We start from the raw sequence: 16,060 nt of genomic DNA, 5'->3' as shown, positions 1-16,060 counted from the left end.
AGGGCGAGTTTTAAACCCATCTACCCACTACAACTCTCAGCGTTCCATCTGCCAAAGTTTCCTCTTCTTCAACATGAAAACCCTCTGACTGCACCGCCGCCATCAAACTTTTGCGCGCGTATTTTTGACTAATTGAATTGATAAATTCCTGCTGATTAATTCGAGCGCCCCAAAAATCCGCTACCAATTCGTAATCCTCTCCGCTGCGGCGAAAACCCAAATCGTAACCATTGGATTGCCGAATCACGTACTCGGCATTAATTTTGTCACCCCGATAACCCCGTACCTGCACATTGGACTCTACTTGATAACCCAACTCTTCCAACACTTGATGCAGCAGTTCGCCGTTCTTGATCTGAACCTTGATAGTTGTGAAGTGTGACATATCACTTTCGGATTTTTGTGTAAAACGCTGATTTGATTATAATAGCATAAACAGCAACAGTCAACAAGTTAGAATTTGCGATCTTAAACGCGGTTTGAACGTCAGCGAAAGCAGCCCGGTTACAAGCCCCCGGATTCATATGTTCAGAAAATCACAACATAGTATCCGATAACAATTGCCCCGATTTATCCGTGCGTGAGTTCGATTTTTTTACTCATCCAATTCTTCAATCTAAAATCCCCAATCTAAAATCCCCAATCTAAAATCTAAAATGATATGATGGCCGACAATCCTAACCAACCTAGAGAATATGATGCCGTCCTCGGCGGCCAAAGTCAAATCCCGATCGCCGGCGCAGTTTTGGGAGGCATTGCCGGGGTCAAGCAGCGCTTCAACAGCCCTAGTATCGAGTCGCGGATTGCCGCCGTTAAAGATGCTCCTAAATACGGAGGCGCTGGTTTAAATTTAGCAATTGAGGCGCTGCTTGACCCCGCAGCAGAAGTGCAGCGAGTTGCTTATTTAATTTTGCGATCGAGGACAGAACCTCTAGTGCGCCAAGCTTTAAAAGACTTCGTGCCTTACAAGCTTTTTGACTGCATCCGCACGGTCAAAACTGGGACAAATGTTGCGATTAGTCCCGGAGGATATAACACGGCGAGTTTGCACGGGAAAATAATTAGAATTTGCGATGTAGAGACAGGAGAAATACTCTATACTGTTGACAAGTATCCCCGCGCTCAAGAAACTTTTGTGCTTTGCCAAGAAAGTGAAGTGTTTGTGAGGAGCAGAAATACTCCAAAACACCGCGCGATCGAAATTTGGCAGGGAGGAGAATTGCGGCATACTTCCCTCGGACATGAAGCGGAAATTAGCGCAATTGTCGTCAGTCCCGACAGTCAAGTTATCGCCACCGGTTCGGCAGATACTACTATCAAAATTTGGAATTTAGAGACGGGAAAGTTAATCTGTACTTTTGGCAATCTTTTAACTTGGGGAGCTCATAAAGCAGGTATTGTTAGTCTTGCTTTTAGCCCGATCGCACAAACTCTCGCTAGCAGCAGTTCTGACGGTACAATTAAACTGTGGAACCTCCGCAGCAGAGAATGCTCCCAAACAATTAAAGGTTATGCTAATTGTCTGGCTTTCAGTCCAGACGGGCAGACTTTGGCTACTGGTGGCTGGGACAGAAACATTCAACTGCGACAGCTATCGAATCCAGATAGTTCAATCACTTTGGTCGGGCATTTTAACTCAATAAATGCGATCCTCTTTAGTCCCGACGGAGGCACTGTTGTCAGTGCTAGTGCGGATGGTAAGATCAAATTTTGGAATGCCAGTACCGGCGAAAATATTCACACTCTCAGCGGACATCAAAACTCTGTTACTTGTCTTACTTTTAGCAGCGATGGTGAAACTATTATCAGCGGCAGTATAGACAAAACTGTCAAAATTTGGGGAGTTAATTGAAGAAAGAAGGAAGTTCGGCAACGGATTCTGTAACGGATGTAGCGGATGCAAGAAATAGGGAATAGGGAATAGGGCAGAAGGCAGAAGGCAGAAAGAAGAGGGCATCGACCTCATGATTTTCACAAATTAAGTACCTCCTAACCATTCAGGCGCTGGCTATATTTACAAATTCCAGATTCCCGATGCCTCGGTGCGTGAATCTACGCAAACAAATATAATAAATTTACAATCCCAGTTCTTGTGCAAGCCGAGGATTGCGGAACTTGTTTTTGCACTAATACAAATACTTACCGTAAAAATACCGACGGGGAGGCATTATTCAGCTTACTATAAATTTGTAAACTGTCGCCCAAAGGCCTGAGTGAGCCGCAATTTCTGAATCCTTTAAAGTACCTTTAATATTATCGCATCTTGGTCGGATGAGTATTCCTGCTAATTGTAATATTTCACTTAAAAAGTTTATGCTTAAAAGATAGGCTAGGGTTAAATATACAGTGCGCCCTAGAGTAACCATGTCACACTGCAACCAATCCATCTGTCGTTCCCGCGATTTCGCAGAAATGTGCGATACTGCTGCCAGTTGGCAGCAAAAAGCCGATCGACTAACGGTAGAATTAAACACCACCCAGGATCTGCTTCACGCAGAAATCGATCGGCTCAAACAAGCCAACGAAACCCTTCACGCCGCTGTCAGTTGTGCCCCAATTTTCCTGTGGGCAACCGACAGAGAAGGCAAGTTAACTCTTGCAGCAGGGAAAGGATTAGAAAATTTGGGACTCAAACCAGGTGCAACTGTCGGGCTATCGATTTTTGAAGTTTACAGCAGCCAGCCAGATATCTTAGAAAATATTGCCGAGGTATTAGCAGGAAACGATCGTACTTGGAACGTCCGAGAGAGGCATTTTATTCACGAAATTCGATCGGCAGCGCTGCGAGATGGAAACGGCGGAGTGGTTGGGGCAGTCGGTGTTTCTACAGAAATTACCGAGCGCGAGCAGTCGATCGCAACTCTGGAAACGGCAAATCAAGAATTAGAAGAGAGAGTTCAGCAGCAGACGGCAGTCTTCAATGCAGCACTTGCCGAAAGCGAAAAAAAGTACCGCAACCTCCTCGAAACTTCCGAAGAATTGATTTGGTCGATCGATATTGAAGGTTTCTTGACTTTTGTCAATTCCGCCGCCAAACGCATCTACGGTTACGAACCGCCAGAAATGATCGGACGCAGCTTCACCGATTTTTTAGTTCCCGAGCAAAAAACTAGACCAATAGAAATATGTGCACAACTTTTAGCGAGAACTAAAATTCAGTCACAAATCGCTAATTCTCCTTACGAAACAGTACACATTCGCAAAGACGGTACTCCCGTCTACCTGCGCGTCAACAGCATCGTCAACCAAGCGGAAAACGGCGCTATTTTAGGCTTGTGCGGAACGGCGACAGATATTAGCGATCGCAAGCGATCGGAAGAAGCACTCAAAGAAGCTACAGACCAACTTCGGGCCGTGTTGGATGCCGTGCCCGGACTGATTTCTTGGATCAGTTCAGATTTGCGGTATATTGGAGTCAACCAGCACTTAGCAACCTCGTTCAACCTGTCTCCTGAAACCTTTGTAGGTCAAGAAATCAACTTTCTCGACAAAGGCTCGACTTTTGGAGAACTGATCCGAAACTTTTTTAACAGTTCATCTCAGCAAACCTGGCAAGAAATAGAAATAGAAATTAACGGTTCCGTCCGCAACTATTTGATAGTAGCTCAGAAATATCATCAGGGAACCGCAGCAGTTTCAGTAGGGATAGACATTACCGACCGCAAATGCGCCGAAGCTCAAAAAACCCAATTAATCGCTTCTTTGCAAGAGTCGGAACGCAAATTCCGCAGCCTTTACGAAGCGACCAGCGACGCAGTAATGCTGCTGGAAGAAGACGAAGTTTTTGACTGCAACCACGCCACCCTAACCCTCTTTGCGTGCAGTAAGAAAGAACAGTTTTACGGTAAAAAATTAAGCCAATTTTCGCCGCAATTTCAGCCGAGTGGACAAGACTCATCCAGTCTAGCAGCACAGAGAATATCGACAGCAATGAAAACAGGTAGCTGTCGCTTTGACTGGTTACACAAACGGTTAGACGGTTCAGAATTTCCCGCTGAAGTGCTGTTAAATGCAATGGAAATTAACGGGAAAAAAGTAATTCAAGCAGTAGTGCGGGACATTACAGATCGCAAGCGCGACGAGGATGGCATCAAAGCATCCCTTGCAGAAAAAGAAGTTCTACTCAAAGAAATTCACCACCGCGTCAAAAACAACCTCCAAGTTATTTCCAGTTTGCTCAAACTTCAGTCCCGCTACATCCAAGACAGCCGCGTTAGCGAAATGTTAAAAGAAAGCCAAAACCGAGTCAGCTCAATGGCTCTGGTTCACGAACAATTGTATCAATCCAAAGACTTGTCAAAAATTGACTTTGCTGAATATATCCAAAATCTCGCCCACAATTTATTCCAAGCTTATGAAATTCATGCAGAATGCGTTAAGTTAGAAACAAATATTATGCCGTGTTTTCTCAATATTGATACGGCCGTTCCTTGCGGCTTAATTATTAACGAACTTGTGACAAATGCCCTTAAATATGCTTTTAAAGGAAAAATAAAAGGTAAAATCAACATAGATTTTTATTTAAATAAAAACCTATTTTTCGTCCTAAGCGTGAGCGACAGCGGAATTGGTTTTCCTCAAGACTTAGATTATCGAAAAGCCCGAACTTTGGGTTTGCGACTGGTCGGGTCTTTAGTCAAGCAAATCCGGGGCAAAATAGAACTCTTAGACACTGCGGGCACGAATTTTAAAATAACCTTTCCCCAACCCACATACACTCATAGGAGAGAATTTAGTGTCTAACAAAAAAATTCTGATAGTTGAAGACGAGAGCATCGTTGCGGAAGACATTTCCGACAGTTTAATCTCTCTAGGATATAGAATAACTGGTATGGTCTATTCGGGAGAAGAAGCGATTGAATCGGCAGCCAAATTCCGACCCGATTTAGTTTTGATGGATGTTAACTTGCAAGGAGAAATAGACGGTATTACCGCAGCCGAAGAAATTCGTTCGCGATTTCAAATTCCAGTAGTTTATCTGACAGCTTATGCCGATGAAAATACTTTGCGACGAGTCAATAGTACAAAACCCTTCGGCTATATTGTCAAGCCATTTGAAGAAAAAAACTTGCACACAACTATTCAACTCGCCCTCTACCGACATCAGTATGATAGCTTGACCAATCTGCCGAATCGTTCATTGTTGCGAGAAAAGTTAAGCCGAATATTAGATGGTCAAAAAGAATTGTCAGGAGTCGTTCCGCTTGTCACGCTTAGCTTAGATAAAATCAACCGCATTAACAGTACCTTGGGACACGATATCGGCGACTCTGTGCTTTGTACCATCGCCCAGCGGCTAAGTAACTGCATGGAAAACATTGATATTGTTGCTCGTTTGGAAGCTGCCGAATTTGCGCTGATTTTCAAACCTGTTGAAGAAAAACAGGATGTGGCTAACATTGCTCAAAACATTTTAGATATTGTATCCCAAGGCATGATTGTCAAAGATTGCGAAGTCTATGTCACAGCTAGTATGGGGATCTGCTTGTATCCAGGGGACGGCATCGACGGAGATGAAATGCTGAAAAATGCTTATATAGCAATGTATCAATCTCAGCTAGAAGGCGGTAACACTTATCATTTTTACAGTGCAAAAAATGCCAGTTATTTCATCAATACACTTCTTCAAGAAACTTCCCTGCGCCATGCTTTAAAAAGTTCAGAATTTGAAGTATACTATCAGCCGCAAATTGAAATTAAAACAGGTAAAATGATTGGTGCTGAAGCTTTGGTGCGCTGGAATCATCCAGAACGGGGGCGAGTTTCCCCGGGGGAATTTATTCCAATGGCTGAAGAAATGGGCTTGATTGCACCGTTGGGCGAATGGGTATTAGAGACTGCTTGCAGGCAAGCTCAAACATGGCAAAGAGCAGGTTTGCCGCCCCTGCGAGTGGCAGTTAACGTGTCAGCCCGTCAATTCGAGCGCAAAAATTTCACGGAAAGAGTCAGGGAGATATTAACAGAAACTGGTCTCGATCCCAAGTATTTGGAATTAGAACTGACGGAAAGTCTGGTTTTGCAAGACGAAATTGCAGCAGCTAAAGCTTTTACGGTGTGGAGGGATCTGGGGATTAGGATAGCAATTGATGATTTTGGGACGGGATATTCTTCTTTGAGTTATCCAAAACGCTTTCCATTTGATGCGATAAAAATTGACAAGAGTTTTATTCGGGATATTGCAGACGATCGCCAAAATGCAGCGATTACAGTAGCTATTATTCAAATGGCACACTGCATGAACATGAGGGTGGTTGCTGAGGGGGTAGAAAATGAGCAGGAACTAGATTTTTTGTGCGATCGCGAGTGCGACGAAATTCAAGGTTATTTTTTCAGCCAGCCTTTGCCAAGGGCTGAGTTTGAAGCGCTGCTCAAAAGCGATAAGTGCTGGGAGTTATGCTGCAGGAAGAAGGAAGCAGCAACTTTAAACTCAGGTTTCAGCAAACAAGAAACTCCTAATCGTCTTGGCAGTTTCTATAAAATAGGATAATGGGTAATGGGTAATGGGTAATTTTCCCTAATTACTGATGACTAATGATTAATTCAAAAGATCCGCTCGCCCAACCAACCGTCCCAGCCACAGCCCGAAACCCGAAGTAGCCACCAACAGGATAAACGTATAAAGCCCGCTGCCGTTGTGGCTCAACCTTTCTGCAGCTACCATCCGCGCCACAACTCCAGCAATAATGCCGATCGCAGCCCAAGCCCCATAAACAGTCTTAGACCCGGCGATAGCGAAAGCTTGGACGATCGCCCCCGAACCCGCCCCAGCCCACACCCCAGCCCACGCCCCAATCCCCAGCCCGATCGCACCTCCGAGCCCGACGGGGCCGTCAGAATTCCCACCTACTTCCGCCGCCAGCCCGCACGTCAAGCCGACAATCGCCCAACACACGGCCGCCGCCAACACCTTAACCCAATTCCCAGAATCTGTTCCCGCCATCAATCCCACCACTGTCACCACTCCCCCTACACCCAAAACAGCAGCCACAGCCCGCGACTCCGCCTCGGAACTGGCGATCGCCCCCAAACCAGCCCCAACGGCGCCCCAAGCAGCCCCTGTTTCCATTCCTCCCGCCTGAAAACCGGCGATCGACCCCCCCACCGCCCCAGCTAAAACTAACGCTGCCAGCCACACTCTAGGCGTTGCCGAACCCTCCGCCAGCAAAATCGCGGCCCACAGCCAATCGGCACCACAAATTAAAGCCCACATCCACAGCGGGGCGGCTGATCTCGTCAAAATCCAACCGGTCAAAGCGTAACTCGCCACGGCGATTGCCAGCGGCCACCAAGGGAAGCTTGAATAGTGTTGAGATGGCCGCACTTCCCTCGGCGCGCTTCGCGGTTTTGAGTATTGAGTTGAAAATTCTTTTTTCCTTTTCGAGGTAAGCTTTCGATAGTGTTGAGATGGCCGTGCTTCCCTCGCAACGCTTCGCCCTGGTTGCTTTCTGCCCCGCCACGCTTGACGGCTGTGAGTGGTAAATCGTTTCTTGCTTGAAGAGTTCTTTTGAGTTTGAAATTTTTTGGAGGCGGTTTTTGGGCGGGTTTGACTGCGCTGGGAACCAGGCCTAGCCACTGATTTTCGAGAAGGCCTTCTCAGCGGCTTTTCCGGCGCAGGCGGCGGTGGCTGCGGAAACTGTTTTTCGATCGACCCCGATGATTCAGGCTGACTCAGAAACAACACCAACTGCTGGTAAGCTTCATTAATTTCTGTTAATCTTTGGTGAGCTTTTTGTTGCAGGCGGTCATTGTTGGCAAACCGATCGGGATGCCACACAAACGCTAAATCCCTGTAAGCGCGCTTAATTTCTTCTAAGGAAGCTCCAGGCTCAATTTCGAGGATTTCGTAGCATCGATTAATGTCAGCCATAGGCTTCGATCTGCAGGTGTTTGTAAATTCGCGTGAAGCGAAGCTATCCGGTAGGGAATCCCACTTAACATCTTCTACTATTCTCAGCCAAGCTGCACAGTAAGCCGAGACCCCATCAACTGTCAACCGTTCTCAAGTCTCTCGGCCATCCTTCCGGTCGATCAATGCCGACTGACAACTGAGTACAATGAGAAAATCCTTTCGTGCGATCGGTATTTGTGTCTGTGTCGGCAAATCAAGCTCCCATCTTCATCTTAGTTGACGGTCACTCCCTGGCCTTTCGCTCCTACTTCGCCTTTGCCAAAAGTCGAGATGGGGGTTTGCGAACTACGACGGGCATTCCCACCAGCGTCTGTTTTGGCTTTCTCAAGTCGCTGCTGGAAGTTATGGCGGCCCACGACCCCCAGTACATGGCGATCGCCTTTGACCTCGCCACACCCACATTTCGCCACGAAGCAGACGACACCTACAAAGCCGGTCGAGCCGAAACACCGGAAGATTTTAAGCCGGATATCAAAAACCTGCAAGAATTGCTCACCTATTTGAATTTACCTGCAATAACTGCTCCCGGTTTTGAGGCGGACGATGTATTGGGAACTTTGGCAAACAAAGCCAGCGCGGCCGGTTATCAGGTCAAAATCCTCACGGGCGATCGAGATTTGTTTCAATTAGTAGACACCGAAAAACAAATCGGCGTATTGTATTTGAGTACGGATGAACTCAGGCGATCGGGCAAAGGCAAATCCCAAGAATACGGCCCGGAAGCAGTCAAAGAAAAACTCGGCATTTTGCCAGAACAAGTAGTAGATTACAAAGCCCTCTGCGGCGACAAATCCGACAACATCCCCGGAGTTAAAGGCATCGGCGACAAAACCGCCCTGCAATTGCTGGAAGCTTACAATTCCCTCGACGGCATTTATGCAGCCATCGACGAAATTAAAGGAGCAACTAAGAAAAAGCTAGAAGAAGGCAAAGAAGCTGCTTATCATTCTCAACGCATGGCGACAATTGTCCAAGACGTGCCCTTGGAAGTAGACTTAGAAAATTGCCAGCTCAAAGGTTTTGATGAAGCAGCCTTGATCCCGATGCTGGAAAAATTAGAATTTAAGACATTTTTAAGCAAAGTAAAACAAATTCAAAAACGGTTCGGCGGTGTAGAAGAACCATTGGCAAAGGGCGGGCAAGATGCCCACCCCACAATCAATTCAATGGACAGTGGAACAGGCATCTTGCCTGTTGCCGACAGTGGAACAGGCATCTTGCCTGTTGCCAAGGGCGGGCAAGATGCCCACCCCACAATAGATAAGTCACCTGCAACTTCTGAAAGTTCAGAAGACGATGCGTTGTGGTTTTTTAGTCCCGCAGAAACCCTAGCCGCCCAGCAGGAAAACAAACTGCCAATTAAACCCAGAATTATTCAAACAACCGAACAGTTAAACGAATTAGTCCAACTGCTGCAAACCTTCACCGACAAAGCCTCACCCGTGGCGTGGGATACCGAAACCACCGCCATCGAACCGCGAGACGCCGAATTAGTCGGAATTGGCTGCTGTTGGGGAACAGGCGAAGAGGATGTTGCTTACATTCCCACAGGACACAAAACGGGCAAAAACTTGGATAAAGCCACAGTTTTAAATGCTTTGCGTCCGATTTTGGAAAGCGAGAATTATCCGAAAGCGCTGCAAAATGCTAAGTTCGATCGATCGATCCTGCGCTGTCAGGGAATCAAACTAGCCGGAGTCGTCTTCGACACCATGCTAGCCAGTTACGTACTCAATCCCGAAACCAGCCACAGCCTCAGCGAATTGTCAAGGCACTACTTAAAAATTGTTGGCAAAACTTACAATGAATTAGTGCCGAAAAACAAAACAATTGCTGACATTAGCATTCGAGAAGTAGCCGATTACTGCGGCATGGATGTTCACACCACATTTCAGTTAGTAGGTAAACTGAGAACTGAATTAGATAAAGCTGACGAACATAACTTTCCAGATAAATCTTTGCACAAGTTGCTGCTGGAAGTAGAACAGCCCCTAGAACCAGTTTTAGCAGAAATGGAATTCTGCGGAATTCGCATTGATTCAGCTTACCTGCAAGAACTATCCCAACAGCTAGAAAAGAGCTTAAAAGAAATAGAAGAAAAGACTTATCAAGCAGCGGGGAGAAAGTTTAATTTAGGTTCCCCGAAACAACTCAGCGAAATATTGTTAGAAAAAATCCCGGATGAGTTTCAGAAAAAGTCTCGCAAAACGAAGACGGGATACTCTACAGACGCCGCTGTATTGGATAAATTGCAAGGAGACCACCCGATTGTAGACGATTTATTAGAACACCGAACATTATCCAAGTTGAAATCAACTTATGTCGATGCTTTGCCGCAGTTAGTGCGTGCGGATACCGGACGAGTACATACAGATTTCAACCAAACTGCAACTGGTACGGGAAGGCTTTCTTCTTCTAATCCAAATTTACAAAATATTCCCATCCGTACCGAGTTTTCGCGGCAAATTCGCAAAGCTTTTTTACCGGAGTCAGGTTGGCTGATGGTGTCGGCTGACTATTCTCAAATTGAACTGCGAATTTTGGCTCACTTGAGTCAAGAACCTGTGTTAATTGAAGCTTATCAAAATAACCGAGATGTGCATACCGTAACAGCTCAACTGCTGTTTGAAAAAGAGGAAGTAACGCCGGACGAAAGACGGTTTGGCAAAACGATTAATTTTGGGGTAATTTACGGTATGGGGGCGATTAAGTTTGGGCGCTCGATGGGCAAAACTTCAGCAGACGGCAAAGAGTTTATTAAGCGATTTAACGAGCGTTACATTAAGGTTTTTGAATTTTTGGAGAAAGTAAAAAAAGAGGCGATCGCCCTCGGATACGTTACCACAATTCTAGGCCGCCGCCGCTATTTAAAATTCGAGAGCGAAAGCCTCCTCGACTTAAAAGGCCGCAATCCCCAAGACATTCACTCGGATAGACTTAAATCTGTCAGCAGAGATGACGCCCAATCTTTGCGGGCCGCAGCCAACGCTCCCATTCAAGGCTCTAGTGCTGATATCATTAAACTTGCCATGATTGAGGTACACAAAATTTTGCAAAACTATCAGGCGCGGCTGCTGCTGCAAGTTCACGATGAATTAATCTTTGAAGTCCCTCCCGATGAATGGGAAGAATTGCAACCTAAAATTAGAACTGCGATGGAAAATGCTCTGCCACTTAGCGTACCGCTGATAGTTGACATCCACGCTGGCCAAAATTGGATGGAAACTAAATAAAACACAGAAATATGAACCAAATTAAAATCGCCATTTTCCCCAAAATAAAAACCTTAAGTGCAGTTGCTTTGCTATTGTTACTATTCGGGTGTCCACAAAAGTTAGCGCCCAACAACTATGCTGTCAAGCGAGTCAGCGACGGCGACACCCTTGTCGCCAGCGATAGCGCCGGGAAAGATATAAAAGTGCGTTTTGCCTGTGTAGATGCACCGGAAGTCGCGCACACAAATGCTGAGAAAAATAGCAAAGCAGCAGCAAAAAAAAATCAATTTAAGTGGGGAAATCTAGCGCACCAAAGAATGCAGCAGCTAGTCAAAGAAGGGGGGGGTCGCGTTGTCTTGACCGTCACCGATACTGACCGCTACGGCCGCAAAGTTAGCGAAGTTCGTTTGCCAAACGGCACATTTGCCCAAGAAGTTTTGATCCGCGAAGGATTAGCAATGGTTTACCGTCCTTACTTGAAAAACTGTCCGAGTGCCAGTGTTTTGGAACAAGCGGAAGCCGAAGCTAAGAAAAAGCGTCGCGGCGTTTGGGGAGATTCTAAGTTTGTTCCTGCGTGGAAATTTCGGAACAGTGATAAATGATCGGAAGAAGGAAGTTAGGCAATGGATTGTAGAAGGGATTTAACGGATTTAACGGAGGGATATTGAGTAGGGACACGGCATTGCCGTGTCCTTACGGTTCGCTTTGAATTTTAATAATTGGTATAAGATTGAGGATGGTAGCAAGACTTTTTTAAATTTGTATTATGTTGTTGACAGGGAATCTGGGAACCTGTATCAGAGATTTACAGTCTTGGACAGATTCAGGTCTTGTTAAACCCGGTCTCTACTATAAATCGTAGGTTGAGCTGCGAGGCATCCGCCCAGAAACCGGGTTTCTAGATACTGATGGCGATCGTCCTAATTTAGTACAATACAATCAGGACGAGGTTCTGCTCCTACGGTCTGCAATCTGTGGAGTTTCGGCGATAGCTGACGCCAGATTCATCTAAAACCAGACTTGAGTTCGATCGCACTTTTCTCCGACCTGTTTTTTCGGAAAAGTCAACAAATGTGATAGGCTCCAGATAAACTAATAGACTGCTGACAAAAGCGGTCTATTGCAATCACCCAAAATTAACTTTAAGGGACATCAATGAATTTCAAACATCTGGTTATTTCCGGTCTTGCGCTGATCCTCGGTACTGCAATTGTAGGAAATGCGATTGCTCAAGAACTGACCGACAACCAAAAAACGGTTATTTGTCGCTTGAAAACAGAAGTTGACCAGCGGAAAGGCAACGGTCAAAAATTAGTATTTGTGCCGTTGCTGGGCCAAGTTCGCAAGCAAGTTTCATCTCCTTTTAGAGCGACGTTGCATCCTAATGTGGAGTATGTTTTTGTTGCCACTTGCGACGGAAATTGCCAGGATTTAAAGCTAGCTCTCAAGGATGCAAGCGGTCAGGAAGTCGCTGTCAGTCAAAAAACAGGCGAACTGGCGTCAATCTCTTTTACTCCCCCATCCCAAGGCGAATATCAAATCAGTGCTAAACCCGGCGAATGCACGACTGCAGAGGGTTGCAGTTACGGCCTGGGAATCTTCGTTCCTGCCTCTGCAAACGTACCTAATGCTTCAAGAATTCCTGCTGATATAGCACAATTTCGACTTTGCCAGTAGGGGAACAGCGAGAGAGTTGTGGGTTGCGAGTAGAGTAGAGTTTTCAATCAGAAATCTAACTCATAACTTGCAACTTATAACTCGCGACTTATATCGCAACCACGCCCGACGGTGAGTACGTTCTTAATGACTGAAACCATGTCTTTGACTGCTTCTTCCTTCTTGCTTTTTTTACTCTGAGCGACTTGCCCGCTCGTATCGCCGAAGGGAAGGGAGCCGAAGGCAGCCGAAGAGCCTTATTTTTTCTGCTATAACTTGTTACGCATAACTCCTCCAAAGTGTCAAGCCGATCGAGCTGTGGAACCCTGCAAAGACCCCACAACTGCCGAAACCTGACTTGAAGCCAGAACTTTATTTACCCTCAGGCAGGCATCAATTAGAATATAGATGGTGCCTCTCAAAGGTGACGAGTACATTGCCCATGTCTTTAACCTTAGCTTTGAAAAATCAACTGCAGAACCCTCCTCAAATAGGCGTGAAAAGTCTGTTGGGCCGCTTAGGTATCAGGCAGAAAATCGGCTGCGGATACGCCTTGGTCCTTGGTATTGCCGTTTTAGGTGCTGTGGCGGGACGGGGAGTAGAATCCTATCACAAACAGCAAGTTAGAGAAAAACTAGCGATCGACCGAGAGAAAGCGGAAATCCTGACAAACCTCAATAACACGGTGCAGGAAGTCAGAATTCAGCAGCAAGAGCTGGCGAGTCTGACGGCCAAACCGCAAATTTTCGATCGCCAACGCTCCGAATTCCTGACTCGCGTTGCTCAGATGAGCGGCATCCTCGAACAACTGCAAGCCCCGTCGCAGACGAAGAATCCCGAGATTGCCAAAGACTACCAACAGCTTCAACAGTTCGCTCAAGTCAACGGCAAAACCGTAGAATCATACTTTCAACAAGTACAAAAAATGTTGGCTACTGCGAAATTATCTGCTTTGAATCCGAAGCAGCAGCAGGCTTTGGGGCAGAATTTGAACAATTTTGTGGCGGGCGAAACTGCTTTGAAACTCAAAGAGTTTTCCGAGGATTCAGCCCAACTGGCCGGCCAATTTCGCGAGAAAGCAGACGAGGCATTTAGAACCTACGAAAATGCCGAAAAACTCGGAACTCTCATTCTCGTTGGCTCTCTCTTGATATCAGGTGCGATCGCAGCAATTCTAGCAGCATACACCAGCGGGGCGATCGCTCGCTCCCTAGAAGCCACCACCCTCATCGCTCAGCGAGTCACAGAAGAATCGAACTTTGATTTGCAAGTACCCGTCACTACTTCCGACGAAGTGGGAATGCTAGCAATTTCCCTCAACGAACTGATCCAAAGAGTAGCGGAATACACAGAAGAATTGCACGAAGCAAAAGTAGCCGCCGAAGCTGCCAACCGCTCCAAAAGTGCATTTCTCGCCAACATGAGCCACGAACTCCGCACCCCCCTCAATGCCATCATTAACTACAGCGAAATGCTGCAAGAAGATGCTCAAGATTCCGGTTCCGAAGATTTTCTCCCCGACTTAGAAAAAATTCAAACCGCAGGCAAACACCTGCTGGATATGATTAGCGACATCCTCGACATTTCTAAAATAGAAGCAGGTCACGTCACCCTTTATTTAGAAAACTTCGACGTGGCTACCATGATTGAAGAAGTGATGACTACGGCTCAACCGCTAGTAGAGAAAAAAGGCAATGCTTTAGCACTGAAAACCAAAGGCGAACTCGGCACAATGTACGCCGATCAACCGAAAGTGCGGCAAATTCTTCTCAATTTGCTCAGCAATGCTGCCAAATTTACCGAAAAAGGCGTCATTACTATCGGCGTCGAAAGAATTATAATTGAAAAATCAAGGCCGGCGAAACAAAATAAAAATAATGATTTTTACTCGGGTTCAAACTACAGTTCTCAAGTGTTAATTTTTAGAGTCAGCGACACCGGCATTGGGATGACAAACGAGCAATTAGAGCAGATATTTAAACCTTTTATTCAAGCTGATGCCTCGACTACCCGCAAGTATGGAGGCACGGGTTTGGGATTGACAATTAGCCAGCGTTTGTGTCAAATTCTCGGCGGCGAAATTAGCGTCGAAAGCGAGGACGGTAAAGGTTCAACTTTTATTGTCAGTCTCCCGGAACGGGTGGTAATGCAGGCATGAAGTCAGGCAAGATAGGGATTTTGACAGGGATACACGGATTAATGATTGAGGATTCGTCAATAGTCAGGAGGCAGACGTTCAAGGAAAAAGAAAGAGCGAGGAAGGAAAAGGGAAATTTTAAAATGTATTGATATATCAATTATCAAAATAAAGAATAATTAACAACCCGATCGGGAGTGACGCACAGACTCTATCTGTAGGTGCGCCGTGTGTACCTTACAGATAGGGGTTCTGCGTAAGTTTTGAGAATTCCCAGGTCAAAACCTGGGAATATAGCAAGCCTAAAGAACAAAGCCTTGTACAACAGTAGTTTTCAAGACTCCTTCAAAAGTGCGTTCTGTCTTGTCCACCAGGACAACGACATTGCGCCCGTTCGGAGACAAACGAACTTCTCGGATTGAATAAGAGAACACCCAATCTTGAAAATTGTTCAGCGATCCGAGGACACGCTGCCGACCGTTATGATTAATTACAAGACGCATTGCCGCGCTTTCTTTGCCAGGAGAAGCAGTTTTTTGCCGCTGTTCCAGACGAATTTGTAAAGGCTTTGCTGTATTGACTTTGACGGCGACTGTCTCGCTTCCATTGGCTCCGGGAGTACGAGAAATAATGTTCAGTTTAGTGCCAGCTTGAGGAGGAGTTAACTTCAAAGTTTCCCTGCTATTCCAACTTTTTTTAAGCAAGTCATCTTCTGCCATTTTAGTGCTTTTATTCGAGTCTGGCTCGCCATATTTAGTTTGGATACACCCATTTTTGATGCAGGAATTTGCAGGAACTTGGACAATTTGCAATTTTGCTTTGGGAATTCCCGCTCCTGTATCTCTGGAACTTTCTAGATACAAGTAGTAATTGCTGTCGGCGGAAAAACCAGACATCCGGTGTGCGGCACGCCAGGTACTTGCCAAAGCTTCAGGGGCGACTGCGATCGCGGCACTTGCTATAATACCTAACGAAATTAAAGGTAAAATTTTCATAGCTATATAGTCCTGTTCTGAGAGTTATAGCGGCTGTTATTGATGCGTAAAACAATAACGCTTTGGGTTTAGCTATAGGACTGTGACGATTCTCAAGTCCTCTCTCCTATTTACATGAGTATTTCTCCATTTTCCGCAAGAGACTGTT

General features: G+C 45.9%; 10 protein-coding genes. 7 read left to right on the top strand and 3 right to left on the bottom strand.

Going from position 1 to position 16,060, the window contains the following annotated elements; genetic code table 11:
* Positions 1 to 10: 10 nt before the first annotated feature.
* Positions 11 to 385 (bottom strand): DUF1257 domain-containing protein, encoded by a 375-nt coding sequence (locus QUA62_RS02155; protein ID WP_333402173.1) that lies wholly within the window; start codon positions 383 to 385, stop codon positions 11 to 13.
* Positions 386 to 661: 276 nt separating this feature from the next.
* On the opposite strand from QUA62_RS02155, the gene QUA62_RS02150 reads away from it, so the two are divergent.
* The 3 genes from QUA62_RS02150 (at position 662) to QUA62_RS02140 (ending at position 6,487) form a co-directional block, all read left to right on the top strand.
* Positions 662 to 1,852 carry a WD40 repeat domain-containing protein gene (locus QUA62_RS02150; RefSeq protein ID WP_333402172.1) on the top strand — a complete coding sequence of 397 codons (1,191 nt, stop codon included), beginning with the start codon at positions 662 to 664 and terminating at the stop codon, positions 1,850 to 1,852.
* 512 nt (positions 1,853 to 2,364) lie between these two features.
* The gene (locus tag QUA62_RS02145; RefSeq protein WP_333402171.1) at positions 2,365 to 4,743 is read left to right on the top strand and encodes a PAS domain S-box protein; all 2,379 of its coding nucleotides are present in this window, start codon (positions 2,365 to 2,367) and stop codon (positions 4,741 to 4,743) included.
* Positions 4,736 to 6,487, top strand: coding sequence for an EAL domain-containing protein (locus tag QUA62_RS02140; protein WP_333284123.1), 1,752 nt, complete (start codon positions 4,736 to 4,738; stop codon positions 6,485 to 6,487). The genes QUA62_RS02145 and QUA62_RS02140 overlap by 8 nt, the downstream gene beginning before the upstream one ends.
* 48 nt (positions 6,488 to 6,535) lie before the next feature.
* Here QUA62_RS02140 and QUA62_RS02135 read toward each other — a convergent pair whose 3' ends face one another.
* A complete protein-coding gene (locus QUA62_RS02135) occupies positions 6,536 to 7,867 on the bottom strand; it encodes a J domain-containing protein (protein WP_333402170.1) in 1,332 nt (443 codons plus the stop codon).
* A gap of 203 nt (positions 7,868 to 8,070) precedes the next feature.
* Between QUA62_RS02135 and polA the strand changes: the two genes are divergently transcribed.
* The 4 genes from polA (at position 8,071) to QUA62_RS02115 (ending at position 14,938) form a co-directional block, all read left to right on the top strand.
* Entirely contained in the window at positions 8,071 to 11,142 is a 3,072-nt protein-coding gene (polA, locus tag QUA62_RS02130) for a DNA polymerase I (RefSeq protein ID WP_333402169.1), read from the top strand.
* An 11-nt stretch (positions 11,143 to 11,153) separates the two neighbouring features.
* Positions 11,154 to 11,726 (top strand): thermonuclease family protein, encoded by a 573-nt coding sequence (locus QUA62_RS02125; protein WP_333402168.1) that lies wholly within the window; start codon positions 11,154 to 11,156, stop codon positions 11,724 to 11,726.
* A gap of 553 nt (positions 11,727 to 12,279) precedes the next feature.
* Positions 12,280 to 12,801: a hypothetical protein gene (locus QUA62_RS02120; RefSeq protein ID WP_333402167.1), complete on the top strand. Its 522-nt coding sequence runs from the start codon at positions 12,280 to 12,282 to the stop codon at positions 12,799 to 12,801.
* 421 nt (positions 12,802 to 13,222) lie between these two features.
* On the top strand, positions 13,223 to 14,938 hold the full coding sequence (locus QUA62_RS02115; protein WP_190662893.1) for an ATP-binding protein: 1,716 nt from the start codon (positions 13,223 to 13,225) through the stop codon (positions 14,936 to 14,938).
* 281 nt (positions 14,939 to 15,219) lie between these two features.
* Here QUA62_RS02115 and QUA62_RS02110 read toward each other — a convergent pair whose 3' ends face one another.
* Positions 15,220 to 15,912 (bottom strand): DUF2259 domain-containing protein, encoded by a 693-nt coding sequence (locus tag QUA62_RS02110; RefSeq protein WP_333402166.1) that lies wholly within the window; start codon positions 15,910 to 15,912, stop codon positions 15,220 to 15,222.
* Between the last annotated feature and the right edge of the window lie 148 nt (positions 15,913 to 16,060).

Source organism: Microcoleus sp. MON1_C1 (assembly GCF_036701945.1).
Taxonomy (GTDB): Bacteria; Cyanobacteriota; Cyanobacteriia; order Cyanobacteriales; family Microcoleaceae; genus Microcoleus.
This window is presented reverse-complemented; position numbering and strand designations above follow the sequence as displayed.